The sequence below is a fragment of the Mycobacterium sp. genome (assembly GCF_965230835.1).
Lineage (GTDB): Bacteria > Actinomycetota > Actinomycetes > Mycobacteriales > Mycobacteriaceae > Mycobacterium.
Genome location: NZ_CBDDLW010000002.1, coordinates 2190243 through 2212871 on the forward strand (window position 1 = coordinate 2190243; position 22629 = coordinate 2212871).

The window sequence follows — 22629 nt, forward strand, 5'->3', positions numbered from 1 at the left end:
CCGTCACGAAATGAAGCGAGTGACGCTCTCGGCCACGCACGCGGGCTTACTGGATCCATCGATCTCTACGATTGTCGACATCGTGACCTGCACAGCACCGCTGCCAAGGTCCTCGACACCGGCCAGTGACATCGACGCGCGCACCCTGGAGCCGACCAGGACCGGCGCTGGGAAGCGCACCCTATTCAGGCCGTAGTTGATGGCAAGTTTGATCCCGTCGACGGTGTAGATCTGGTGCTGCAATCGGGGCAGCAGCGCCAGGGTCATGAATCCGTGGGCAATCGTCGCGCCAAACGGTCCTGCGGCCGCACGTTCTGGGTCTACATGGATCCATTGGTGGTCACCCGTCGCATCGGCAAACAGGTTGACATCATCCTGGGTGATCGTCACCCATTCGCTCTGCCCGATGGTCTCGCCCGCAGCCGCAGCGAGGTCGGCGACCGACTCGAAAGTACGCACGCGCTCTCTCCTTCACTCGGGGTGACGGACCTTGCTGCCACCCTGATGCTACGCACGTCTCAAACTGCCTAGCCGGCAAAACCACACCGGATCAGGGGTGCTTACGTCGCGGAATAATGACTCATCCTCCAGAACTACCTGGAGCTACTTGGTAAAACGACCCAAACGGGCAGTTGGTAACAGGAGGTTTTTGTGGTCAACGATGTTCGCAACACCGAAGTCATCGTGGTCGGCGCAGGTCTATCTGGGCTTTGCGCGGCACGCGAGCTGATCCGGGGCGGCAAAGACACCCTGGTGCTGGAAGCCCGGGATCGGGTCGGTGGTCGAATGGTCCGCAGGTCGGTCTTTGGGGGAGGTTGGATCGATCTCGGCGGCCAATGGATCGGCCCCACCCATACCAACATGTGCTCACTCGCCGAGTCGCTGGACGTCCGGATTTTCGACTCCCACGACGCCGGGCGTACCGTCGTCCACTACAACGGTGCCTTGTCTACGATTGATGGGGACTTTCCCCCGATCGACCCGCTTGCGAATGTCTCGGCTGCTGAGGTCGCCGAAGCGCACCGGGTTTGGCAACAATTTCTGGCACTGGCCGCAACAGTGGATGTCGAGCGACCGTGGCTCACCCCGGACGCCGCCGCTCTGGACGCTCAGACGGTAGCCAGCTGGCTTAACAACGCCACCGCATCGCCACTCGCCCGCTTTTACGTTGGCTTATGGACACTCGCAGAAGAGGGCGCTGACCCCGGTGCAGCCTCAATGCTTTCCACGGTTGCGTCCTATGCAGCGGGTCCCGAAGAGGAAGAACCGGAAAAGTGGCTTTTCGAGGGCGGAGCCGGCCAAATTCCGGAGCGCCTGGCCGAGGAACTCGGTGACCGTGTGCACACCGAGGAGCCAGTTTTCCGAATCGAGCAGGACACCGGTGGCGTGACCGTCACAACTGACCAAGCGAAGTATCGGACGAAGTTCGTGATCGTCGCAATACCGCTGCATCTGGCCGGCGCGATTGACTACAACCCGCCGCTGCCGCCCCAACGTATCCAACTCACTCAACGCACCCCGATGGGCTCGGTAATCAAATACGCCGCGGTGTACCCAACGGCGTGGTGGCGCGCGAATGGCCTAAGCGGAACAGCAGTAAGTGATCGGACCGTGGTGGCAGTAGCCGACAGCTCGCCGCCCGGAGGCGTGCCGGGAGTTTTGACAGGATTCGTCAGCGGGCGCGCCGCAGTCGGTCTGCTTGGCGAATCCGACAACGCGCGGGAGCGTATCGTGCTCTCTGATCTGAGCGCCTACTTTGGTAGTCAGGTAATGAATCCTACCGAGTTCATTGAAATGAACTGGCCCGCTGAGAAGTGGACGGGCGGAGCGTACAACGCTGTGCTTGCCCCAAACACACTTACCTCATTCGGGGGCGCTATCACCGAACCCGTCGGACGAGTTCATTGGGCCGGCACCGAAGTGTCGCCCCGGTGGCCCGGATTTTTCGAAGGGGCGGCGCGGGCAGGGTATGCGGCAGCTCATGCTGTGCTGGCCAGCGTCTAGCTGGAAACTCAGGGGAAGCGCGGCGCCCCTTCGTTGACCATCTAGACCGTATCCCGGAACGCCTCGCCAGCCGGCCATCGACGAAACCGCTTTCTGCCGAAAACACACCGCGATCGAACTACAGTCCAGTTGTATCGGACCAGCGAAACACAGTCGCGACAGCACCGCAACGCAGCGGAACCAGGGAGGATAACGACATGGCTGGCAAGAAGAGGCCGGCGGCGGCACGCCAGAACGTCGCCCGAAACGACGCGCTTCGCAAATACCTGACCGAACTCATCGGCATGTTCGTATTCATGTTCGCCGTGCTCGGCATCGTCGCCTCCGGCGCCGACCCGGCCGCAACCGCCATCGGCGTCGGCTCAGTGCTGATGGTGATGGTCTACGCCGGCGGGCACATATCTGGCGGCCACTTCAACCCTGCGGTGTCCATCGCTGCCAGTCTGCGGGGTGCGCTTCCCCCGCGCGACCTCGTCCCCTACATCGTCGCCCAGCTTGTCGGAGCTGTTCTGGCCTATCTCGTGGGCATCGGAGTGTGGCATGACAAATACTCATCGGGAGGCGGCGACCTCAGCGGCCATGTCTGGGCCGCTTTCCTCAGCGAACTCGTCTTCACTTTCGCGCTGTGTTATGTGGTCCTGCACACCGCCACCAGCAAGGATCATGCGGGCAACAGCTTCTACGGCCTCGCCATCGGCTTCACCGTGGCAACCGGTGTGGTCTCGGTTGGCGCCATCTCCGGTGCGTCTTTCAACCCAGCCATCACATTGGGCCTGATGCTCTCGGGCTTCTTCTCGTGGACGTTTATCTGGGTCTACCTGGCGGCGCAGGTCGCCGGGGCGACCGTCGCGGCCTACGCGTACAAGGCGGTGAACCCCGATACGAAGGGCGCCAACAAACGCTAGTCCACCCACCGCTCGCTAACGCACTGTCGTTCGACAGGCGAATCCGCGACCATTTTTCTCCTATCCCCAGCATTGGAAATAACCCAAGGCTCCCCGCTTCTCAATAAACTCAGCAGTGCCAACGATTCATCAATAATTGGTGTTCCACTTTTTGGTGTCGCAGATTTTTTAGCCGGAGCTGAAAAGTTCTGTCGAAAAACGCTATTCAACAAATTCGTGCTCCGCACATCGCGCGGACTGCACTCAATCTGGCAGCTCGAAGACCACGGCCACGACCGGCCTCAGTCGCTAGTCTGGCACCGACTCCGCTCCGATTCTCAATCGTTAGGCAACCGCGACATGTCGCGCCGGCCGCGACAGATGAATGCGTCTTTCTGCTGTGTTTCACTCGCCCAGAACGGATTCGACCGCACCAAGCGGCAGATGAAAGTTGGGATGGGTAAAAGCTATGAAGTTCGTTGAAAAGTTGCGTGGCGCAGCGGCACAGATGCCGCTACGGCTAGCCGTCGCGGGTATGGGGGCGGCCCTCTTGTCCGGACTAGTCGGGGCCGTCGGCGGCTCAGCGACCGCGGGAGCGTTCTCCAGGCCGGGCCTTCCAGTCGAATATCTGCAAGTGCCGTCGGCCTCGATGGGCCGCGATATCAAGGTTCAGTTCCAAGGCGGCGGCCCACACGCGGTGTACCTGCTAGACGGTCTGCGGGCGCAAGACGACTACAACGGTTGGGACATCAATACCCCGGCCTTCGAGGAGTACTACCAGTCCGACCTCTCAGTGGTCATGCCCGTGGGCGGCCAGTCCAGCTTCTACAGCAATTGGTACCAACCGTCACAGGGCAACGGCCAGAACTACACCTACAAATGGGAGACTTTCCTGACCCAGGAGATGCCTACCTGGCTACAGGCCAACAAAGGCGTATCGACGACAGGCAATGCGGCGGTTGGTCTTTCAATGTCCGGTGGCGCCGCCCTCATCCTCGCCGCCTACTACCCGCAGCAGTTCCCGTATGCCGCATCGCTATCCGGCTTCCTCAACCCGTCCGAGGGCTGGTGGCCGACACTCATCGGCCTAGCGATGAACGATTCGGGTGGTTACAACGCCAACAGCATGTGGGGGCCCTCTAGCGACCCCGCTTGGAGGCGAAACGACCCAATGGTCCAGATACCCCGTCTGGTCGCAAACAACACCCGGCTCTGGGTCTACTGCGGCAATGGCACACCGAGTGATCTGGGTGGCGACAACGTGCCGGCGAAGTTCCTGGAAGGCCTCACGTTGCGTACCAACCGGACCTTCCAAGACACCTACACAGCCGCGGGCGGACGCAACGGGGTGTTCGACTTCCCGAGCAATGGGACGCACTCGTGGCCCTATTGGAACCAGCAGCTGGTTGCTATGAAGCCCGACCTGCAGAAGGTGCTGAACGGCAGCAACGACGCCGCCTGAGATACCGAAAAACATCGGCAGCAGCGCTACGGTAGCGCTGCTGCCGATGTTTTTGTTCTGGGTTACTGCTTCAGCAGGGCTCGGCGGTCAGAGTGGAAGTATGTGTAGCCGGTTGTCATCGCGCACACGATCGTGGCGGCGACAAGCATCTGAGCACCATCGAGCACCAGGCTCATACCGCCGCCGACGGCGGCCCCCAGGGAGACGCTGGCATACAACAAAAAGTAGTTGAGCCAGTCCGACGCCTCTCCACCGGCAATGTGACGTTCGATGCCCTGCCCCAGTTTGACCAGCGTGCCGGTCACGTAGCTAAGCGCTACCGACACCTCGCCATCTTTGACAAACGATGTATTCAAAGCGCCGATACCGAAGTCGACAAACAGAATCGGCAAGAGGTCCAGCTGCACGCGTGACGCGCCAGCCATAAGAATGTCAAGCACAGTAGCGGTCAACAGGCTAAGAGTGGTCAGCACGGTCGGGCCGTGCGGATGTGCCACCCAGAAATGCCGCCTGCACACGGACGCAACCACAACGCCGCCGACAAAGCACAAGATCAGCAAAGCCGCGGTGATGGAGAGCCAGGCGTCGTCGCGGAAGACCCCCAGCACCGCCCGCTGGGCGTTGCCGGTCATGAAAGTCACAAAATATCCGGCGGAGTGGGTGAATGCGGTGGCGCCTAACAGCCCGGCCAACCCGGCAAGCACCCACGACAATCGTGCCTCGCTGTCGTAGATCTCTTTTCTCACACAAACATGGTGTCAGACGCTCACGTACTACGCAGCCGGCGACGAATGCGCCGCTCCTAAGCCACGATCAGCCGAGCGATCGCCCGTAGCGGAATCTGCAGCCAGCCGGGCCGATGCCTCGCCTCATAGCCGGTTTCATAGACAGCCTTGTCGAGCTCATAGGCGGCCAGCAGCATCACCGACGCCCGCGGATCCATTCCCGACGTGGCCGCATAGCCGTCGCAGAACGCGGTGCGGTTGCGTTCAACCCATTCGCGAGCGCGCGCAGCAAGTTGTTTGTCGGCGGCTTGATCCACCAGTGGCCCATAGGCAGCGTACTCAAATGAACGCAGCAAACCCGCTACGTCTCGCAGCGGCGAATCCGGCGCCCGGCGCTCCTTCGCGGGCTGGCCGGGCTCACCCTCAAAGTCGATCAGCAGCCAGCTCTCCGGGGTCCGCAACACCTGTCCCAGGTGCAGATCGCCGTGTATCCGCTGAACGGTGATTGCCTCGCCGGCCAGCTTCTCGAACTGCTGCTCGATGGTTGCCGCGTACTGCCCCAGTTCGGGTACCAGCCGTACGACTGAAGACAACCGCGCTCGCAAGCTATCCACCGGGAACGTCGCTTGTGCCGTTCCGAGGTTGTCGGCCAAATCGGCGTGCACAGAGGCAACGGCTTCCCCGAGCCGGTAGGATTCGCCGGCGAAGTCGCCGCCCACCTCGTGGGCATATAGGTCAGCCTCGGCAAACAAGTCACGCACGCTGGCGGTGGCCATCGCCCAACCTTCAGCGGCATTGGACTCGTAGTCGGTTGCCATGCCTAACGGCCACACCGTGTCGCGAGCCGACGGGACACCAGAATCTGATGTGGCCAGCCCGTAGGTGCCGAGCAGCCGAGCGACATGCGGGTTGCCGGCACGAGCCAGCACTCGATTCAGCTCGATATCCGGATTGATTCCGCTGCCGACTCGGCGGTACACCTTGAGGATGACAAGCCGGTCGAAGATCACGCTGGTGTTTGTCTGCTCGGTATCGGATATTCGCGGTGACACATCGACCGGCAGCTCCACATCGGGCTCCTTGGCGAACGCCAATTCTGCGGTGGAGACACCACGGACGGCTGAGGAGCCGATCAACGACAGCAGATATTGCGGAGCGGCGACGTCGTATAGCGCGTCAAAACCAGTGTGCTCATTGGCGGTGCCGATGGTTGCCTTCGCGCTGTACTCGGCGACCATCTCAGAATCCCACCCGACCACTACTTGGTATCGCTCCGTCGCCCCGTCGGCGTAAGAGACGTCGAGCAGCACCAGGTCGAGGCCGTCTCGGAGGGGCACCACTATCCCTGGCTCGGCGGCGGACAGCTCCCGATTACGTCCGGCATACCAACGTTGCTGCGGAAGCCATTCCAACCATGGCAGCTTGGCCGCTAGCGTGGCTGACGGGGTCATCTGCGCCGCTCCTCCCGATCGCTTCGCTGTGCATCGTCGATGCCGCGGTTCATAGCTCCTCCTGCGCTGGGGACAATCGGAACCAATAGAAGCCGTGTCCTGGAAGTGTGAGGAGATAAGGCAGGTGGCCAATACGGGGGAACTCCACCTGGCCAGTCAGCTCAATCGGCGCGTAGTTGCTCCAATGCTGCAGGTTGAGTTCTATGGGCTGCGGGAACCGCGACAGGTTGTTGACGCAGAGCACGGTGTCGTCTTGATCGGCTGTGTCGCGCAGGAAGGCTAGCACCGACGGGTTGGAGCCGCCGAGCTCCTGAAACTCCCCGACCGCGAACGCGGCATGACGGCGACGCACCGCCAGCATGGTGCGGGTGAAGTTCAGCAACGACCTTGAGGTATCGCGTTGAGCTTCGACATTGACCGCCTGATATCCGTAGACAGGATCCTGGCTGGGCGGCAGATAGAGCCGCCCCGGGTTTGCGGTCGAGAAACCGGCGTTGCGATCCGGTGTCCACTGCATGGGGGTCCGCACTCCGTCGCGATCACCCAACCAGATGACGTCGCCCATACCTATCTCGTCGCCGTAATAGAGGACGGGCGATCCGGGGAGCGACAGCAGCAACGCGGTGAACAACTCGATCTGGTTGCGGTCATTGTCCAACAACGGCGCGAGCCGACGACGGATTCCGACGTTAGCCTTCATCCGCGGGTCCTTGGCGTACTCGGCGTACATGTAGTCACGCTCTTCATCGCTGACCATTTCCAGCGTCAGCTCGTCGTGATTTCGCAGAAAGATCCCCCATTGAGCCATGTCGGGGATGGGCGGCGTCTGCGCCATGATCTCCGAAATCGGGAAGCGCGACTCGCGCCGGACTGCCATGAAGATGCGCGGCATCAGAGGGAAGTGAAAAGCCATGTGGCATTCGTCGCCACCGGTGTCGGCATTACCGAAATACTCCACGACATCGCCCGGCCATTGATTGGCCTCGGCCAGCAGTACCCTGCCAGGGAATTCGTCATCCACCACTTTGCGGACGCGTTTGAGGAATGCGTGCGTCTCTGGAAGGTTCTCGCAGTTTGTCCCCTCACGCTCGAAGAGATAGGGCACCGCGTCCAACCGGAATCCGTCGATACCCAGGCCGAGCCAAAAGCGAAGCACATCCAGCATCGCCTCTTGCACCGCCGGATTGTCGTAATTCAAATCCGGTTGGTGGGAGAAGAACCGGTGCCAGTAGAACTGCCGACGAACCGGATCGAACGTCCAGTTCGACTCTTCACTGTCAACGAAGATGATCCGAGCTTCGGTGTATTTCTCGCTGGTGTCGCTCCATACGTAGTAGTCGCCGTACGGCCCGGCCGGGTCGCGGCGGGATTCCTGGAACCAGGGGTGTGACTCTGAGGTGTGATTCATCACCAGGTCGGTGATCACCCGGATGCCGCGCCGGTGGGCCGCGTCCACCAGCGCAACGAAGTCGGCGACAGTGCCGAACTCGGGCAGCACCTTGTAGAAGTCCCGAATGTCGTAGCCGCCGTCGCGCAGCGGTGAATCGTAGAACGGCGGCAGCCAGATGCAGTCGATACCGAGCCACTGCAGGTAGTCCAGGCGGTCGATCAGGCCACGCAGATCACCGGAGCCATCCGCATTCCCGTCCACGAAAGCCCGCACCAACACCTCGTAAAACACGGCGTGTTTGAACCAGGTGGGGTCGGCGGGCAGGGCAGCGGCGCTACCGAAGTCCTCGGCGTTCGGGTGCTCGACTACCCCGCCGTGGACGTGACTGCCCTCTACAGGGTGGTGTTCGACGCCGTCGCGTACGTCGCTCATCAAGTCCACGATCCCATCGGTACCCGAAACGGCACTCGGGTCGTCACCCGGGGTATCACATCCGACACCCCATTGACTTCGGGCCGGGGCCTACCCGGATGGATATCAGGCCGGGGGGCCCTCTGCCAGAGTCACATTCGCGGTGCGACCGCCACCCGCACCGGACCTCCAGCTCACCGAGATAGTGTCGCCGGGATGACGCGGATTCAACGCATCTGACATCGCAGTCGCGGAATTGATCGGGACGCCGTCGACCTGAGTAATCACGTCGCCCTCAACGATCCCGGCAAGCGCGGCCGGGGCACTGCCCACCACGCGCTGGACTTTGGCGCCGTCACCGTTGTTGTCGACAACACCCAAGCCCAGGAAAGCTGTGGGACCGATATGCACGGTCGGTGAACCGACACCGGACCGGATCTGCCCCGCGATCGCCATCGCAGTGCCGATCGGGATGGCGTAACCTTGCCCGCCCTCAGACATCGTGTAATTGTCGGAGGCGGCCGTGTTCATACCGATCACCTGACCCATGCTGTTCACAATGGGCCCGCCCGAGTCACCCGGCCGGATTGGGGCATCGAATTGGATAAGACCGTTCAGCGTCTCTTCGGCGCCGGTGAAGGAGTCCGACGCTTGGACAGTCTGGTTGATCGCTATCACATTGCCCGGAACCGCACTGGGTGTTCCGCCCTGGCCACCGGCATTGCCCATCGCGACAATGGGTTCGCCGACTACAACGGGACCACCGATCGCGGCCGCGGGAAGCCCCCCAGCGCCACGAAGCTGAAGTACTGCAACGTCCTGAGTACGGTCGTAACCGACCACGTCGACGCCATAGGTTCGGCCATTGCCAATGCTGAACGCACTGATGTCAGTCGCACCCGAGATCACGTGGTTGTTGGTCAGCACGACCCCGTTGGGATCGATAACAATCCCGGTCCCAGCTCCCACCGCGTGGTTGTAACCCAGTTTGGTGTTGATGTTGACCACCTGTGGACCTACCCGCGCGACCATGCCTGCCGGGTCGAGCGGCAGCGCCGGATCAAGCGGCAGGACCGGGCTAGACGGCACCGCGTCCGCCGGCACCGGCACTGTGACCAGGCCCAGTCCGAGCACTGCCAACACACTGGCTAACCACATCCATCTTCGTGGGTGGTCTGATTTGCCCATCCCGTAACCTCCTGCGTCGGGGTAAGAATCGAAATTGTCGCAGCCTCAAGATTCGGGCGACACGCTATTTGGTGACATCAGCCTAGTCCACATTCGCCATCTGAGAGGGGTGTTGCGTCACCAAGGACTCAAGGAACCCATCGTCGATTCCGCGCTTGCAGCGACACCCCGAATCCGCGGAACGCGCGGCCTAAGCTTGGCATGGTGGGAGAATTTGACCCGAAAACCGAGTTTACCCGGTCCCCGGTGGCGCGGCTGGCAACAATCACGCCCGACGGCATGCCACACCTGGTGCCGGTGGTATTCGCAGTCGGCAGACAGGACCTCATCTACTCCGCGGTCGATGCAAAACCGAAAACGACTCAACGGTTGCGGCGCCTGGTGAATATCGAAAAGAATCCACAGGCCAGCCTGCTTGTCGATCACTACGACGACGACTGGAGACAGGTGTGGTGGGTCCGAGCAGACGGTGTTGCCACGGTTCACCGCGACGGTACGGCAGTGAGCACCGCCTACCGACTGTTGCGCGCGAAATACCCACAGTATCAATATCAATCGATTCCCTTGACCGGCCCGGTCATCGAGATGCACGTACGCCGCTGGTCCAGCTGGCACGCATAGCGATGGTTTAACAGGACCCGGCGAACACGCCGGTCCGACCGGAATGCGGTACCGGGGGCTGGCGCCACGAAGCTCCATAGCCTTCATTGCAGCTGTGCGACGCCTTCGCATCGCGCGTAGTCACCGGTGCCCCTTTCCCGCACTTCAACAGCAAGCGCTGGTAAATCGACCGGCTCCACCCGACGGCCTTGTGCTGGGCGGCGGTTGCGGGAAAAGTTGCGTACTGCGCGGTGTGGGCTGGGACACACCAGGCGAATTGATCCGCGGAACTGGAGGAAATTCATGGCCGACAGAGGGAACACGCCTTCAGGGGCGAGAACGGCCCCTACTGCGGGCGGTCCGGATACCGTCCGCAACCTGGTTCTGGTTGGGCCGTCGGGGGCCGGCAAGACCACCTTGGTCGAGGCTTTGCTGGTCGCAGCCGGTGTGCTTTCCAGGCCAGGCTCTGTCGTGGACGGCACCACAGTCTGCGATTTCGACGACGCGGAGATCCGGCAACAGCGCTCGGTGGGCGTTGCAGTCGCATCCCTGTCTTACCGCGGCATCAAGATCAACCTCGTTGACACCCCGGGATACGCAGACTTCGTAGGTGAGCTGCGAGCCGGGTTACGAGCCGCGGATTGCGCCCTGTTCGTGATCGCCGCGAACGAAGGTGTGGACGAGCCAACTAAGTCGCTGTGGCAGGAATGCAGCCAGGTCGACATGCCCCGGGCGGTGGTGATCACCAAGCTCGATCATGCTAGGGCGAATTATCCAGAGTCGCTCAAGGCCGCGCAAAATGCATTCGGCGACAAAGTTTTACCGCTCTATTTGACTACCGAAGACGGCTTGATCGGCTTGCTGTCACAGATCCAATACGCGTACTCCGGCGGCAACCGGACCACACGCTCCCCGCAGCCTTCGGACGTCAGTCGAATCGGGGACGCACGCGGCAGCCTGATCGAAGGAATCATTGAAGAGTCCGAGGACGAGACCTTGATGGAGCGCTACCTTGGCGGCGAGACAATAGACGAATCGGTGTTGGTACAGGATCTGGAGAAAGCCGTCGCGCGGGGCTCGTTCTTCCCGGTGCTCCCGGTCTGCAGCAGCACTGGTGTCGGCACACTGGAACTGCTGGAAGTCGTCACCAGAGGCTTTCCCTCTCCGCTGGAACACCCGCTACCGGAGGTCTTCACCCCGCAAGGTGCCGCACACCCGGCATTGACCTGCGACGTGGACGCCTCCCTGCTTGCCGAGGTGGTGAAAACGACGTCAGACCCGTATGTCGGCAGGGTGAGCTTGGTCCGGGTGTTCTCTGGGACCATCAGGCCGGACGCGACCGTGCACGTGTCGGGCCATTTCGCATCTTTTTTCGGCGGAAGTGACGGGCGTGCCGGCGGTGCCGTGGGCGCCCATCCCGACCACGACGAAGACGAACGCATCGGTGCCCTGTCCTTCCCGCTCGGCAAGCAGCAACGCCCTGCGCCGGCGGTGGTAGCGGGAGACATCTGTGCGATCGGCCGGCTCAGCCATGCCGAAACCGGCGACACACTCTCGGACAAGTCCGAACCCCTGGTCCTAAGGCCCTGGACAATGCCGGAGCCGCTGCTGCCGGTCGCTATTGCGGCGCATGCCAAGACCGACGAGGACAAGTTGTCGGTTGGTTTGGGCCGGTTGGCCGCCGAAGATCCAACACTGCGGATTGAGCAGAATCCGGAGACCCACCAAGTTGTGCTGTGGTGTATGGGTGAAGCTCATGCCGGCGTCGTGCTCGACGCCCTAGCCAACCGGTACGGCGTCACAGTGGACACCGTAGAACTGCGCGTACCGCTGCGGGAAACCTTCAACGGGAAAGCTAAAGGCCACGGTCGGCATGTCAAGCAGTCCGGCGGGCATGGACAATTCGGCGTGTGTGACATCGAAGTAGAGCCGCTGCCGGAGGGCTCCGGGTTCGAGTTTGTCGATAAAGTGGTCGGCGGTGCCGTACCGCGCAACTTCATCCCGAGTGTCGAGAAGGGTGTCCGTGGCCAGATGCAAAAGGGGGTACACGCCGGATATCCGCTCGTTGACATCCGGGTCACGTTGCTAGACGGCAAGGCCCACAGCGTCGACTCGTCGGACTTTGCCTTCCAAATGGCCGGTGCGCTTGCCCTGCGAGAAGCTGCGACGGCAACGAAGGTCACCTTGCTCGAACCGATCGACGAGATCACGGTGCTGGTGCCCGATAACTACGTCGGTGCCGTCATGGGCGACCTGTCCGGTCGTCGCGGCCGAGTGCTCGGCACCGATACCGTGGGTCACGAACGTACTGTGGTGAAAGCCGAGGTGCCTCAGGTCGAGCTGACCCGGTATGCAATCGACTTACGATCCCTTGCACACGGAGCTGCGTCATTCACCCGTGCGTTCGCCCGCTACGAAGCCATGCCCGAATCGGCCGCGTCCCGCGTAAACACCACCGCGTAAGCCTGCGCAGAACCCATGTCCACTATTGACGGAGTGCCCGCGCACGTACTGCTTAACCATTTCGCCGTCGTGCTCGGTCCCCTGTCCGCGATCCTGGCGATCAGCTGCGCATTGTGGCCGGCGGCGCGACAGCGCCTGATCTGGCCCGCGCTGACGCTGAACGTGGTCGCCCTCATCGTGACATCGCTGACCGCCAGCGCGGGTGCTTGGCTGGGAGCCCGAGTTGGCAAGTCACGGGCAGTCCTGGTTCACGAAGAACTCGGCACCACCCTCACCTACTTCGTAGCCACCCTGTTGTGCTCAGTGACCTTGCTAGCCGTCGTCCACGTTCGTAAGTCTCGGGGACTGCCCGTGAAATCCACTGCGAACGCGGTGGTCGCGATTCTGGTCGTCGTGGCCGCCGCGGCCACGACGATTCAGACCTATCGAGTCGGCGAATCAGGCGCGCGAGCCGCGTGGGGGAGTTTGACGGCGCCCCCACGGTCAGGCTAGCTCGCCGAGGTATCGGCCCCTGCGGCAAACTGTTCAGCCACGGCGCGGCGGTCGAGCGAGCCCTTCGCAGTATGCGGCAACTCGGCCGCGATCTGGAAACTGGCGGGAATCTCGAAGGCCGCCAACCGCTCCCCGCAGAACTGCCCGATCTCCTCTGCTTTCGGGACGGATTCGCCAGGCACGATCACCGCTGCGACTGCCTCTCCGTAGATCTGGTGCGGGACGCCGAACACTGCTGCCTCAATCACGTTGGGGTGGCTGACCAGGACTCCTTCAACGCGCTCCGGTGAGATCTTCTCGCCGCCGCGGTTGATAAGTTCCTTGATCCGGCCGCGGATGCTCAGGTCGCCAGTGGTCGACAGCGACCCGAGATCGCCGGTGCGCAGCCAGCCGTCGCTGAAATTCGCCGCGGTGATCTTCGGATCGCCGAGATAACCACGCACCACAGTCGAACCGCGCAACCAGACCTCGCCAACAGAGCCCGCCGGTAGGGGCCTCCCGCCAGAATCGACGATACGTATCTCCGCGCCAGACGACCTCCCGACCAGACCCACTGATTCACAGGGGTTTTCGCCGCGTCCGAGACCGTCAACGCCTGTCGTCGTCACCTGGTGAGTGGCCTCGGTCATGCCGAACGCACACAACACCGGCGCAGAAAAGGCGGCTTGCAGCGCTTGGGCCGCTTCCGGAGCCAGTGGCGCGCTGCAGCTACGAATGAAACGCAGTTTCGCGCCGCTGCTCGCGAACGAGGTCATCCCCGCATCGGTTATCATCCGCTCCAGCAAGATCTGATGGATCGTCGGAACCGCTGTGTACCAGGTAGCTCGCACGGTATCGACGTCGTCCCAGAACGTGTGCGCCGAGAATCGCTCGCCGGCCGGCAACAGCACGGTACCGCCGGAGACCAACGTTGCCAGCAACGTCGCGATCAGACCATGACCGTGGTAAAGCGGCATTACGGCGACGGTCGCGTCTGTCGGGCTCAGCCGATAGCTGGCAATGACAGCCTGGACCGAGTTGTACATGTTGGCGCGCGTCCACGGAACCATCTTCGGCGGCCCTGTGGTCCCGCCAGTAAACATGATCATGGCGTCGTCTTGCCGGAGCCCAGCGGGGCTCGACGTCACCGAGTTCGGCTTGCTCGCAGCGTTGAGGCGCACCGACAGCGCGCTTTCAGCAGAGCCATTTCCGCGCGCGACAATCACCTCGATCGGCCACCACCCGCTCATCTGCTCCACGCCGTCACCATGGCTGTTGCCGCCAAGCAGCACCGCTCGCGTAGCCGCCGCGTCCGCCCGGGAACGCTGCTCGCCGATGGGCAGGGCCGGATCTAACGGCACAGCGATCAGATCCGCTCGCGATGCCGCGAGCAAAGCCACCACGAATTCTGCGCTGCTGCCCGCCCGCAGGGCCACTCGGTCGCCAGGCAGCAGGCCGGCCAGGGTCAGCTGCCCAGCGAAACCATCGACCAGATCGATCAGTTCACGATAGGTGATCCGGACGCGATCGGAGGCAATGATCAGCGCCGGCGCTTCTGGCTGCGCAGCAGCGGCAGCCTTGATCAGGTCGGCAACTCGCGGGCTAGGCGCCACGGCGTCGGCGCCGCCGGTATTTGGGGCGGGTACCATCCACTGCTCTCCTTGCAAGTATTCGCGGTGCCGAACACCACCTAGTCAGCACGATGCCGGGATCACGGCTCGCTGTCCACTAAGATTCGCCAACCCTGATCACCCGATTACTGTCTGTTCGGCATCGTGGATTTTTTCGCAGGTGACTCAACACCTGCCGGTGGGCGGACCAAGCCCCATCCGTAGGGGCTGCCCCTTGGACAGGTCCGCGGCGAACTACAAAAGTGGTGGACGAACAACATCGGCAGACGGACAGACCTTCTGGTCCCGCCTTAGACACACAAACGAGGGGTCGCCAGCCATGACCGCAGAATCAGCATCTTCGGACACGCCGCCGGCCGGGTTGACCGCAACCCGGCTGACCGACGGATTCCACCTGGTGGTGGACGCCCTCAGGTCCAATGACATCCGCACCATCTATGGCGTGGTCGGCATCCCCATCACCGACCTCGCCCGAGTCGCGCAAGCGTCGGGAATTCGTTACATCGGTTTCCGCCAAGAAACCTCGGCCGGCCACGCCGCAGCGGCCGCCGGATTCCTCAGCCGGCGACCCGGCGTGTGCCTAACGGTGTCGGCGCCCGGTTTCCTCAACGGCCTTCCCGCCCTGGCCAACGCCACGACAAATTGCTTTCCGATGATCCAGATATCTGGCTCGTCCGATCGCGCGAAGGTGGATTTGCAGCGCGGAGATTACGGGGAGATCGACCAGCTCAACGCTGCCCGCACCTTCGCGAAGGCGGCGTACCGGATCGGCCGCGTCGAAGACATCGGCCTTGGCGTCGCCCGCGCCATTCGCAGCGCCGTATCCGGGCGACCAGGGGGTGTCTACCTAGATATCCCCGGCGATGTGTTGGGACAGGCGATTGACGCCTCTGCCGCGGCCAGCACGGTCTGGCGAATTGTCGACCCCGCACCACGCCAACTGCCGACGCCGGCAGCGGTGGACCGCGCCTTGGACGTGCTCGCCCAGGCTCAGAGACCGCTGATCGTGCTGGGTAAAGGCGCGGCATATGCGCAGGCCGACGGTGTGATTCGGGAGTTTGTAGAGACCACCGGAATACCGTTCTTGCCGATGTCGATGGCCAAGGGACTGTTACCGGATTCGCACCCGCAGTCCACTGCCGCCGCTCGCTCATTAGCACTCGCCCGAGCTGACGTAGTCTTGCTGGTGGGCGCCCGCCTGAATTGGCTACTCGCCCATGGCGAGGCCCCGCGCTGGTCGGCCAACACTAAATTCATCCAGATCGATGTGGCGGCTTCAGAATTCGATAGCAACCGGCCAATCGTCGCACCTCTGACCGGAGACATCGAGTCAGTGATCTCGGCACTTCTCCATGGCTTGTCCACGCATCCGGTCACCAGGCCCACAGCATGGTCGCGCGAGCTCGCCGAGCGGAAAGCACGCAACGACACACGTCTTCGGTTGCGCCTGGCCGAGGATCCGCACCCTATGCAGTTTTACAGCGCGCTTCGCGCCATTCACGCTGTACTGCAACGTAATCCAGAAGCCTACGTGATCAACGAGGGCGCCAACGCGTTGGACCTGGCTCGCAATGTCATCGACATGGAGCTGCCACGACACAGGCTCGACGCTGGTACCTGGGGGGCGATGGGCATCGGCATGGGTTATTCGATTGCCGCGGCTGTCGAGACCAGTCAACCGGTCGTGGCAATAGTCGGCGACAGCGCATTCGGCTTCAGCGGTATGGAAGTCGAAACTATTTGTCGATACCGGCTACCCATCACCGTCGTCATCCTCAACAATGGGGGCGTTTATCGTGGAGATGAGGTACCCACCGGCGCAGCGTCCAGCGGAACCGACCCGGCGCCCACCGTGCTGAACGCGCGAGCTCGCCACGAAATGATTGCAGAGGCATTCGGAGGAAGCGGCTATCACGTGACCACCCCGTCCGAGCTGGAGTCGGCCCTCACCGAGGCGCTCGCCCTGAACGGACCCTCGGTCATCGACTGTGAGATAGACCCCAGCGCGGGCGCGGAAAGCGGACATCTGACTGGCTTGAATCCCGCGAGTGCAGCCGCGCAGACTGCTCCGGTCCGCCCCGCCCGGTAGCCGCTTCGAACGGCAACAGCAAACAGCTTTCCGGCTCGTTTGCCTTAAAGACAGCTGCACCCGGAATTAAGCCGAAATGTTATGTGAAAACCGGCAATGGGCGAATCGTAACTAGAATATCGTTGTGTTGATTGCACCATCCCGAAGGGCGGACGCCATGCATCGCGCGGTTCGTTATCTATTTGTTATGGCAGCGATCACAGTTATCGTCATGACGGGGCCTGGCAACCGCGCTAAAGCCGCCGTCTCGTTGCCGACGCCACCTCCCGAGGTTGCTTCGGTCCTGCCTGCCAACGGCAGCGTGGTGGGAGTTGCGCAGCCGGTGACAGTGACATTCACAGCGCCGGTGACCGATCGCCGCGCCGCCGAAAGGTCGATCCGGATAACCTCGCCCAGGAACGTGGCCGGCGGGTTCACGTGGGTCGATACCAACGTTGTGCAGTGGAGTCCGGACCGGTTCTGGCCTAGCCATACCCACGTTTCGGTGGGAGTTCAGGAACTGACTACCGGCTTCGACACCGGCGACCGAGTGCTCGGGGTTGCCGATATCTCCGAACACACCTTCACCGTCAGCATCAACGGAGCAGTGGTTCGCACGATGCCGGCGTCGATGGGTAAACCCAGCCGCCCCACTCCGGTGGGCGTCTTCACCGCTTTATCCAAGGAACGCACGGTTGTGATGGATTCGAGGACAATCGGCATCCCGCTGAACTCGCCAGACGGATACAAAATCACCGCGCACTACGCGGTTCGCGTGACCTGGAGCGGCGTGTACGTACACTCGGCCCCTTGGTCGGTAGATTCGCAGGGCTACGCCAACGTCAGCCATGGATGCATCAACCTGAGCCCAGATAACGCCGCGTGGTACTTCGATACCGTCAAGCTTGGCGATCCGATCCAGGTAGTAGCCTGACTCTCGCCGAGACCGAACCCGCTCGTCTGTGTATGCAGGCTTGCACGCCCGCTCTGCCCGGCGGCACCAGGTATTCACCGAACGGATCATCGCTGGCGAGCGCTGCGTAGCGCCGGATGCCCGCCCAGCGACGCGGTGATCACCGCGATTGGCATCCGAGACACATACTGGTCTACTCGCTCCTGCCGTGTCTGACTGCGCCGCGCAGACAACCTCTCCGTCATTCTCCGACCCGCACGTAGAATCGACTCGCCGCGCTCCCCTTTTCCGCGGGCAGCGCGATGTACAACAACAAAAGCCATGATGTTCTCCTGCTATAAGCCCAATCGGCATGCGTCATTCGGCGCGCATCTGAGTGCACCCAAGCATGGTCTCCGGCAAGTCAACAGAGCACGGAACTTGCGAGCCAGCGAATTGTCGAGAAACTCAGGCAGCGGCAAAAATGCCGGAACCGGATCGGGAAAAGATGGATTTGGAATACGGACCATCGCCTGGACTCATCTTCCCCTCACCTCCTCACGGCCTGGACACACGCGGGTGCCACCACTGTCACCTGAACGAGAGGACGCAAACGACCGGCCAGCATTCGCCGGACGCACCCCTCTCGTCGGAGCTTTGGCACTGCACGGCGTATCCGGACATCGCCCGGAAGCCACTTGGGCTCAACCCTTAGTCCGGGAAGAGCTGTCCTGACCCGGGGCGTCTCTCGACGTTCGGGGTCAGTGGCCTGTATCCATGCAGACGCCTCACTTACCGAGGTGCTTGCAGTTCCCATGCTGGCATCAGACTCGGCTCCCGTCAAACCCGGACGAAGATTTCGAGGCCCGTGTCGTCAGTGCACAGGCACGTCATCACGCTATTCAAACGCCCGCCGCGAGGCAGGTTGCGCTGACCGGTGATTCAGCGGGCCAATTGTTGACTACCTGATGGACTCCTCGATCCACGGCGTTAGCCACTTCACCCCTTCCGGGGTGAGATGGACACCGTCGCTGCGCACCTTGATGCCGTCAACCTTCGCGGTGTAGACGCCATCCGGACAAAGCTTTTTGTTCAGATCGAGAATACCGACGTTCGGATGCTGGCTAATTGTCTTGCGTAGCATCGTGTTCCACTGGTCGACACGGTCTGGCTGGTCTTCTGGATACAGGCTGCCATCGCGTTTTTCGCCACCGCGGCTATAAGGCACAGTCGCGACAGCCACTCGAATACCAGTAGAGCCAACGATCTTCAGCGCCCTTTGCAGTTCTGCGTTGAGATACGAGTCGAAGGTCGGGTCGCCGATGTGGGTCCACTGCCCCTCATTGACCCGGTCTACTGTCTCCCAGCGACCGATGATCAGCAGAGCAACGTCCGGCTGGTCCTGGTAGATCTGCGCTGACCATCGGATCGGCCAAGTGTCGCACTCTGCTCGCTGTTCCAGAGTTTTGCCCACGTACCGGTATGGTGTGCCGCGCACCAGGCTGCAGCCGATGACAGTGTGATCGACGAACCTGACTCCGGGGGTCGGCGGAAGGTAATGCATCAACGTCCAGCCGATCGAATCACCAAATACAGAAACGGTAAACGGCCGGTTGGGATCTCGGCGCGTTTGGCCCGGCCCGCGCCGACTCTGTTCCGGCGGGGACGGGGACACCGCGGCAACCGCCGATACTCCGGGCGGCAGACCGATCTCACGCAACCCAGGTCCAGTTCCAACCGGTACAACCAGCAGCGTCGCCGCGGCAGCGGTCGCCACTGTGGCCGCAGCCAGAGGCAACAGTCGCACCCGTTCCGGCTGCCAGCGCCGGATGGGCCGCTCGACCAACAACCACGATGCGATCGCCACTGCCAATGTCACAGCACACCGGACACCGAACAAGCCCAGTCCCGACCACCCGGTGCGTTCGCCGTTGAGCGCGAGAAAAATTGGCCAGTGCCAAAGATAAACTCCGTACGATATTGCGCCCAGCCAAACCAGCGGGGGCCATGCAAGGATGCGCGCCACCAAAGAACGCTGCTCGAGCGCCACCGGTGCGACCACGAGCACGGCCGCAACCGCCACAGCGAGCAACAGACCATGACGAAACTCGTCGGCGCCGCCTGTTGCGTAGTGCGTGATCGCGGCTAGTCCGGCCAGTCCAACCAGCGGTACCAGACGAGCGACTCGCCGCCCGAATCGAGTTCGGATCAGACACCAGCCTCGATTGAGCGACTGCCAATCATGCACCAGAAGAGCCGCTGCCGCAGCGCCGATCAATAGCGCCTGGGCTCGGGTGTCGGTACCGAAATATACCCGGTCCCGGGTAGTTTCCGTGGTGAAGACGACGGCGGCGCCCGCGGACCCCGCAGCGCCGACGGTCGCGATGACGAATGCCGCGAGCCGGACCCCGCCAACCGTGGCCCGCCTGAAATAGCGCTTAGCACGCGCCGCCAAGAGCAAGGTCACCGCGATGAGCAGCAGCGGCCAGACAAAGTAATACTGTTCTTCGACCCCCAGCGACCAGGTGTGCTGGAGCGGCGAAGGTGGGGCGCCTTGTGCGAAGTAGTCAGTATCCTCTGCCACAAATCGCCAGTTGGCTACCCACAGAAATGCCGCGATCGCATCGCTCCGCAATCCGGTAAGAGCCTGGTAGGGCAGAAGTTCGCGGGCCGCCCCTACGGTGAGCACCATTAACACCAGGGCCGGCAACAACCGCCGGGCACGGCGAATCCAGAATCCGGTGAGGTCTATCCGGCCACCGCGACCCAGCTCGTCGAGAAGCAGCGCCGTAATCAGAAATCCGCTGAGAACAAAAAAGACGTCGACGCCAATAAATCCGCCGCCCATGCCGGGGATGCCCCCATGGGCGGCAAGAACCAAAGCAACCGCGATCGCCCGGAGGCCGTCTAGCGCGGGAATGCCACTGCGCCGCTCTGGGCGATCCCAAACGGCGAGCCGGCCTACGCGCCGCACCGGGGCCACCCACCGGGTGCGGCGAGCAGAACGCGCCGGCGCGGGGTGATTCCCGCCCGACTCAGTGCTCGCTTTTAGCGCGCCCCGACCGCCCTGTCGCCCGGCGCCGTAGTTGCTGCCAATACGTCGCTGCCCCCTCCTGCTGATCTCGGCAAGCTTAGATACGCTAGCGCCGGATCCCCCGGAGACACGCGAAGACACGCGGTCCGCTTTCGACTATTTCCCTTGACGGCCTTCGGATATGGGGAATTCCTGAAGTTGGCGCCGGCGTCGATTCGCACAATAAGGCTGTTTGACGTCGCCGCGTGCCAGCCGACATGGCGACCTCAGCCACCGCGTCACGATCAGCTCGCATGCGCAGTCACGCTTGATACCTGACACTAATAGCGGATAGAACTACCGGAATTCGATCCGCCGCCCGGTAACTCGGCCAACGTCCGGCGGAACGATCCAACAGCGGTAGCCGAACAACCTAGCTTCATCCCAGATTGAGGTACCCACCGGACATCGTGAGCAAGTCAGCGGTACGCCACCAAATCAGCACGACGAAAACGACCACAACAGCGACCGTTGCCGCACCTTGACTCAGGTTCCGGCGTTGCCGAGGGTACACGTATGCGGCGGCGACCAACGAGCCAGTGACCAGCCCACCAATATGTCCCTGCCAGCTGATCACGTGCGAACTTACCGCCGGCGCGACAAAGGTGAAAGCCAAGTTGATGACAATGAGCGCGACAACCCAACGAACATCGAGATCGAGCCGCTTGGCCACCACGAAGGTGGCGCCAAAAAGACCGAATACCGCCCCGGAAGCCCCCGCGGTTGCCGTATTAAGGGGCGAAACCAGATACACCAGCACCGAGCCGCCCAGCGCACTAAGCGCATACAGCATGCCGAACCGCAGCCGTCCCAACCACATCTCGAGCGGCGGACCCACGACATACAGCGCCCACATATTCAACAGCAGGTGCGTCGTACCGTAGTGCAAGAACGCCGAGGTCACTAACCGGTACAGCTGCCCGTCGGCGACGGCGGGCGGCCACAAGGCGAGTTGCGTCTCCAACCCCCGAGACGTGACCTGCAGCATGAAAGCGAGCACATTCGCCGCGATCAGCGCATAGGTGACTACCGGAGTTGCCGACCGCTGCTGGCCGCCGAATCGCGAGCGTTGCGGACGTATGGAGCTGGCGTTCGCCCGCACGCATTCAACACATTGGTGGCCAACAGGCCCCGAGCGCATACAGTCCCCGCAGATGTAACGCTCACACCGAGTGCAGCGGACGTACGTGGAGCGCCCGCGATGTCGGTAGCAGACCGGCGACGCAGGTGTACTGAGGTCACTCATCGCACCATTGTTGCCTGCGCCGTAGCTCTTGCTCGACTGGGATGCCCTGGCAGTCCCGCGCAGAAGAGGACTGGCGCGGACATCTGCGCTGCGCGAAGTTGTCGTCACCGTGCGGCTTGCCTCAGCAGGTTTCCCGCCTAGGCTCCCGGTGCCACGATTGACCGGTGCCACCAACTCGCCCACAAACCCACAGATCTTTGGTCGTCGTGCAGAATTTCCGTGGCCAAATTCTGACAGCGCCGCTGCGGCACACTCACCACAAATTGTGCGTACATGCCGATGCCGACAGCGTGAATAGCGCGATCTTGCGACAAGCTGCGACAAGCTGGAGGCCATGGCCGGTGGCGCGAAGCGCCGACGACGCGCCCCTACTGGAGGTGTTCCCTGCGCAGCCGAGTTGACTTAATGTGTGTGCGTGGAGTCACACCGAATCCCCGAATTGGTGCCGGTTGAAACATTGCACTCCGGTGACCCAATCACCGATATCAACGGTAGCGGTCAACGGTATATAGTTCTCGAGTCAAAGACTGTCAGCGACAGCTGCGTCGTGCTTGAGTTGGAATCCAGAGTGAATCACCAACTGCAAGTCATCGAGAAATCATTTCCTACCGGCTATCACATGGGCAGAGCCAGTCACCGAATTCTGTAAGCCTAGCCAGCCAGATTCGTC

The 22629-nt window shown here is 62.2% G+C and carries 17 protein-coding genes and 1 riboswitch; of the genes, 9 read left to right on the forward strand and 8 right to left on the reverse strand.

Annotation, left to right across the window (positions count from 1 at the left end; genetic code table 11):
* Positions 1-3: 3 nt before the first annotated feature.
* Entirely contained in the window at positions 4-459 is a 456-nt protein-coding gene (locus tag ACO07W_RS10490; protein WP_421842955.1) for a MaoC family dehydratase, read from the reverse strand.
* Between the two features lie 192 nt (positions 460-651).
* On the opposite strand from ACO07W_RS10490, the gene ACO07W_RS10495 reads away from it, so the two are divergent.
* The 3 genes from ACO07W_RS10495 to ag85C all read left to right on the forward strand — a co-directional run bounded on the left by ACO07W_RS10495 (position 652) and on the right by ag85C (position 4350).
* Positions 652-2004: a flavin monoamine oxidase family protein gene (locus ACO07W_RS10495; RefSeq protein ID WP_421842957.1), complete on the forward strand. Its 1353-nt coding sequence runs from the start codon at positions 652-654 to the stop codon at positions 2002-2004.
* A 197-nt stretch (positions 2005-2201) separates the two neighbouring features.
* Positions 2202-2909, forward strand: coding sequence for an MIP/aquaporin family protein (locus ACO07W_RS10500; RefSeq protein ID WP_421842959.1), 708 nt, complete (start codon positions 2202-2204; stop codon positions 2907-2909).
* A gap of 448 nt (positions 2910-3357) precedes the next feature.
* Entirely contained in the window at positions 3358-4350 is a 993-nt protein-coding gene (gene ag85C / locus ACO07W_RS10505; RefSeq protein ID WP_421842961.1) for a diacylglycerol acyltransferase/mycolyltransferase Ag85C, read from the forward strand.
* Positions 4351-4412: 62 nt separating this feature from the next.
* Here ag85C and ACO07W_RS10510 read toward each other — a convergent pair whose 3' ends face one another.
* The 4 genes from ACO07W_RS10510 to ACO07W_RS10525 all read right to left on the reverse strand — a co-directional run bounded on the left by ACO07W_RS10510 (position 4413) and on the right by ACO07W_RS10525 (position 9515).
* Complete coding sequence (locus ACO07W_RS10510) at positions 4413-5096, reverse strand: YoaK family protein (RefSeq protein WP_421842963.1); 684 nt, start codon at positions 5094-5096, stop codon at positions 4413-4415.
* Positions 5097-5152: 56 nt separating this feature from the next.
* Positions 5153-6526 (reverse strand): maltokinase N-terminal cap-like domain-containing protein, encoded by a 1374-nt coding sequence (locus ACO07W_RS10515; protein ID WP_421842965.1) that lies wholly within the window; start codon positions 6524-6526, stop codon positions 5153-5155.
* Between the two features lie 49 nt (positions 6527-6575).
* On the reverse strand, positions 6576-8348 hold the full coding sequence (gene treS / locus ACO07W_RS10520; protein WP_421842967.1) for a maltose alpha-D-glucosyltransferase: 1773 nt from the start codon (positions 8346-8348) through the stop codon (positions 6576-6578).
* Between the two features lie 105 nt (positions 8349-8453).
* Positions 8454-9515 carry a S1C family serine protease gene (locus ACO07W_RS10525; protein WP_421842969.1) on the reverse strand — a complete coding sequence of 354 codons (1062 nt, stop codon included), beginning with the start codon at positions 9513-9515 and terminating at the stop codon, positions 8454-8456.
* A 204-nt stretch (positions 9516-9719) separates the two neighbouring features.
* Between ACO07W_RS10525 and ACO07W_RS10530 the strand changes: the two genes are divergently transcribed.
* From ACO07W_RS10530 to ACO07W_RS10540, 3 genes are all read left to right on the forward strand, one after another.
* Positions 9720-10136 carry a TIGR03668 family PPOX class F420-dependent oxidoreductase gene (locus ACO07W_RS10530; RefSeq protein ID WP_421842971.1) on the forward strand — a complete coding sequence of 139 codons (417 nt, stop codon included), beginning with the start codon at positions 9720-9722 and terminating at the stop codon, positions 10134-10136.
* A 282-nt stretch (positions 10137-10418) separates the two neighbouring features.
* Positions 10419-12578, forward strand: a complete 2160-nt coding sequence (locus tag ACO07W_RS10535; protein ID WP_421842973.1) for an elongation factor G-like protein EF-G2 — start codon at positions 10419-10421, stop codon at positions 12576-12578.
* A 33-nt stretch (positions 12579-12611) separates the two neighbouring features.
* Positions 12612-13070 carry a DUF2231 domain-containing protein gene (locus tag ACO07W_RS10540; RefSeq protein WP_421842975.1) on the forward strand — a complete coding sequence of 153 codons (459 nt, stop codon included), beginning with the start codon at positions 12612-12614 and terminating at the stop codon, positions 13068-13070.
* On the opposite strand, the gene ACO07W_RS10545 is transcribed toward ACO07W_RS10540, so the two are convergent.
* Positions 13067-14698: a FadD7 family fatty acid--CoA ligase gene (locus tag ACO07W_RS10545; protein WP_421842977.1), complete on the reverse strand. Its 1632-nt coding sequence runs from the start codon at positions 14696-14698 to the stop codon at positions 13067-13069. The genes ACO07W_RS10540 and ACO07W_RS10545 overlap by 4 nt on opposite strands.
* Positions 14699-14999: 301 nt before the next feature.
* Here ACO07W_RS10545 and oxc point away from each other — a divergent pair, with 301 nt between their 5' ends.
* Together oxc and ACO07W_RS10555 are read left to right on the forward strand one after the other, a co-directional pair.
* Positions 15000-16769 carry an oxalyl-CoA decarboxylase gene (gene oxc / locus ACO07W_RS10550; protein WP_421842979.1) on the forward strand — a complete coding sequence of 590 codons (1770 nt, stop codon included), beginning with the start codon at positions 15000-15002 and terminating at the stop codon, positions 16767-16769.
* Between the two features lie 157 nt (positions 16770-16926).
* Positions 16927-17682 (forward strand): L,D-transpeptidase, encoded by a 756-nt coding sequence (locus ACO07W_RS10555; RefSeq protein WP_421845927.1) that lies wholly within the window; start codon positions 16927-16929, stop codon positions 17680-17682.
* Positions 17683-18274: 592 nt separating this feature from the next.
* Positions 18275-18447, reverse strand: a riboswitch (M-box (ykoK) riboswitch).
* A gap of 154 nt (positions 18448-18601) precedes the next feature.
* On the opposite strand, the gene ACO07W_RS10560 is transcribed toward ACO07W_RS10555, so the two are convergent.
* Together ACO07W_RS10560 and ACO07W_RS10565 are read right to left on the reverse strand one after the other, a co-directional pair.
* Complete coding sequence (locus tag ACO07W_RS10560) at positions 18602-20614, reverse strand: acyltransferase family protein (RefSeq protein ID WP_421842981.1); 2013 nt, start codon at positions 20612-20614, stop codon at positions 18602-18604.
* Between the two features lie 478 nt (positions 20615-21092).
* Positions 21093-21959: a rhomboid family intramembrane serine protease gene (locus ACO07W_RS10565; RefSeq protein WP_421842983.1), complete on the reverse strand. Its 867-nt coding sequence runs from the start codon at positions 21957-21959 to the stop codon at positions 21093-21095.
* 415 nt (positions 21960-22374) lie between these two features.
* Here ACO07W_RS10565 and ACO07W_RS10570 point away from each other — a divergent pair, with 415 nt between their 5' ends.
* A complete protein-coding gene (locus tag ACO07W_RS10570) occupies positions 22375-22608 on the forward strand; it encodes a hypothetical protein (RefSeq protein ID WP_421842985.1) in 234 nt (77 codons plus the stop codon).
* Positions 22609-22629 lie beyond the last annotated feature (21 nt).